General features: G+C 72.5%; 4 protein-coding genes. 1 reads left to right on the top strand and 3 read right to left on the bottom strand.

What is annotated here, in order from left to right; all coding sequences use genetic code 11:
* On the top strand, positions 1–334 hold a 334-nt coding region (locus PROKR_RS24240; RefSeq protein ID WP_169736548.1), incomplete at its 5' end, for an SIP domain-containing protein.
* Positions 335–395: 61 nt separating this feature from the next.
* Here PROKR_RS24240 and PROKR_RS24235 read toward each other — a convergent pair.
* The 3 genes from PROKR_RS24235 to PROKR_RS24225 are packed head-to-tail and all read right to left on the bottom strand — an operon-like array spanning position 396 to position 2,150.
* Complete coding sequence (locus PROKR_RS24235; protein WP_036968786.1) at positions 396–974, bottom strand: YbaK/EbsC family protein; 579 nt, start codon at positions 972–974, stop codon at positions 396–398.
* Entirely contained in the window at positions 971–1,507 is a 537-nt protein-coding gene (locus tag PROKR_RS24230) for a YbhB/YbcL family Raf kinase inhibitor-like protein (protein ID WP_036968784.1), read from the bottom strand. Before PROKR_RS24230 ends, PROKR_RS24235 begins: the two co-directional genes overlap by 4 nt.
* 13 nt (positions 1,508–1,520) lie before the next feature.
* The gene (locus tag PROKR_RS24225) at positions 1,521–2,150 is read right to left on the bottom strand and encodes a QsdR family transcriptional regulator (RefSeq protein WP_036968781.1); all 630 of its coding nucleotides are present in this window, start codon (positions 2,148–2,150) and stop codon (positions 1,521–1,523) included.
* Positions 2,151–2,401 lie beyond the last annotated feature (251 nt).

Genomic DNA, 2,401 nt, shown 5'->3' with positions numbered 1-2,401 from the left:
CGACGTGCTGGTCCCGGCCGTCCAGGCCGCCGCCGACCGGCTGCTCGCCATGGGCGTGCGCCCGTCGTCGGACACCGCGCCGGCGCTGACCGCCGCCGGGGTTGACCTGTCGGGCGAGGCGGAAGACGTCGACATCGACACCGGCATCCTGTGGGAGGTGCCGATCGACGAGTCGGGCCGCCCCCTGGCGCAGGACACCGTGCTGTACGCGTGGCTCGCCGGCGAGGCCGGCGTCATCAAGACGCTGCGCCGCTACCTGGTGAACGAGTGCCAGGTGGACCGCAAGTCCGTCGCGTTCATGGGTTACTGGCGCAAGGGCCGCGCGGAGAGCTGACCTGGGCGCCCACCGCCTCGCGAAGCGCGTCGACCCTGCCGGGGCCGACGCGCTTCGTCGTTCAGCGGCTGACGCCCAGCTCCTCGATCACCTCGACGCCCGGCACGGCGCAGAGCAACGGGCCCGGCATGAGCAGCTTGGAGCGCCGCACGCCCGACCCCATCAGCGCCATGGTGCCGTCCTGCGTGAACCGGGAGTCCACCAGCACGCGGTAGTCCTCGGGCAGGCCGACCGGTGTGATGCCGCCGTACTCCATGCCGGAGTCGGCCACCGCGCGCTCGGTCGGCAGGAACGACGCCTTGCGGACGTCGAGCAGCTTGCGCACGCGCTTGTTGACGTCGGCGAACGTGCTGGCGGGCACCACGCACGCCGCGATGCGCTCCTCCTCGGCCCGCTTGCCGGCCACCAGCACGCAGTTGGCCGAGGCCTCGGGCGGCAGGCCGTGCAGCTCGTTGAGCGTGGCGGTGTCGGCGTGGTCCGGGTCGATCTCGGTGACGGCGACCTGCCCGGCGACCCGCGGGTCCGTCCCGGCCCAGGCGGTCAGTGCCGCGAGCACGGGCTCGGCGAGCAGCTCCGGGTGCTCCAGCGCGGGGACCCAGGCCAGGTCCCCCAGGGTCGGCAGGGCGGCGTTGCCGCTCATCGGCTGTACGTCGCCGTCAGCGTGGCACGGCCGAGCAGGTGGAAGTAGATGTTGAACGCCACCTGCGCGTTGGTGTTGTCCGGACCCAGGCCGAGCTCGCCCGGGGCCACGTCGAGCGCGTGCACGGCGAAGATGTAGCGGTGCGGGTGGTCGCCGGGCGGCGGGCCGGCGCCCTCGAACCCCGGGGTGTGGCCGTCGCTGTGGGTCTGGAACGCCCCGGCGGGCAGGCCCGAGCCGTCGGGGGCGCCCGCTCCGGTCTCCAGCGACGTGACGTCGGCCGGCAGGTCGGCGACGGTCCAGTGGTGGTAGCCCATCGGCGTCGGCGCGTCGGGGTCGTAGCAGGTCACGACGAACGACCGGGTTTCCGTGGGAAAGCCGCTCCACTCCAGCGCGGGCGAGATGTTTCGGTCGTGCGCTGCGTGGGCGTCCGGCATGCGCTCGCCGTCGGTCAGGTCGCTGCTCTTGACCGAGAACACCGCGGGCGCGGGCAGCAGCGAGTAGGGGTCCGGCGGGTAGGGACGTGTGAAATCCATGGGGTTCACTCTGTCAGGTCACCCTGAGCAGGTGGCGGAACGCCGTGCGGGCGCGCGCCGGGCTGGGCTCGTCGCCGGTGATGAGGTCGGCGTAGGTGAGCGACTCCGAGACCCGCACCAGCAGGTACGCGAGCTCCTCCGGGGTGATGGTGCCGCCGAAGGGCTCGGTGCCCAGGTCGCGGACCACCAGCCACTCGACGGTGGCGACGAACCGGCGCTGGATGGGGCTGTCCGCGGTGGTGAGCAGACGCAGCGAGCGGGCCGGCTCGCGGCGCAGGAACGCGCGGAAGTAGTCGGCCACGATCAGGTCGCGTGCGAACGTCGTCAGCAGCCCGGCGAGCCGCTCGGCGCCGGTCAGGTGCTCGTTGGCGTGCTCGGCCTGCACCAGCGTGGGCACGGCGAGCGACCACAGCACCTCGGACAGCAGGGCGTCGCGGTTGCCGACCCAGCGGAACACCGACGTCCGGTCGACGCCGAGCTGCGTGGCCAGGGGGCCCATGTCGATGCGGTAGCCCTCGATGAAGGTGTCCCGCGCCAGGTCGAGCACGTGCTGCGCCTCGGGGTGCGTGGCCAGCCGGGCGGACAGGCGGCTCGGCGCCGCGTCGAGCCCGACCGTCGCGATGCTCGACGTCGTGGTCGTCATCAGGCCATCCAACCGCTACCCGGGGCTGCCGTGCAACACAATGCAGAATGATGCATACGGGACATCTGTTTCCGCTCAGCACTCTATCGCCGAGCTGTGCGGGCGTGCTACGGTCCCCATGCAAACCGACCAGACGGTATGTCGATGGTGTGGAGGTACGCGTGGCAGACGACGACGTCGCCCCCGGGCGCAGGTTCGACGGCCGGGTCGCGCTCGTGACGGGCGCGAGCCGGGGGATCGGCCTCGCGATC

The sequence above is a fragment of the Promicromonospora kroppenstedtii DSM 19349 genome, assembly GCF_000515355.1.
Classification (GTDB): Bacteria; Actinomycetota; Actinomycetes; order Actinomycetales; family Cellulomonadaceae; genus Promicromonospora; species Promicromonospora kroppenstedtii.
The sequence above is the reverse complement of the archived record's forward strand: the minus strand, read 5'-3'. Positions and strand labels throughout refer to the sequence as shown.

Coding starts and splice junctions, on each gene's coding strand:
- PROKR_RS24225 (WP_036968781.1), bottom strand. CDS start 2,150: ATGACGACCACGACGTCGAGCATCGCGACGGTCGGGCTCGACGCGGCG.
- PROKR_RS24235 (WP_036968786.1), bottom strand. CDS start 974: ATGAGCGGCAACGCCGCCCTGCCGACCCTGGGGGACCTGGCCTGGGTC.
- PROKR_RS24230 (WP_036968784.1), bottom strand. CDS start 1,507: ATGGATTTCACACGTCCCTACCCGCCGGACCCCTACTCGCTGCTGCCC.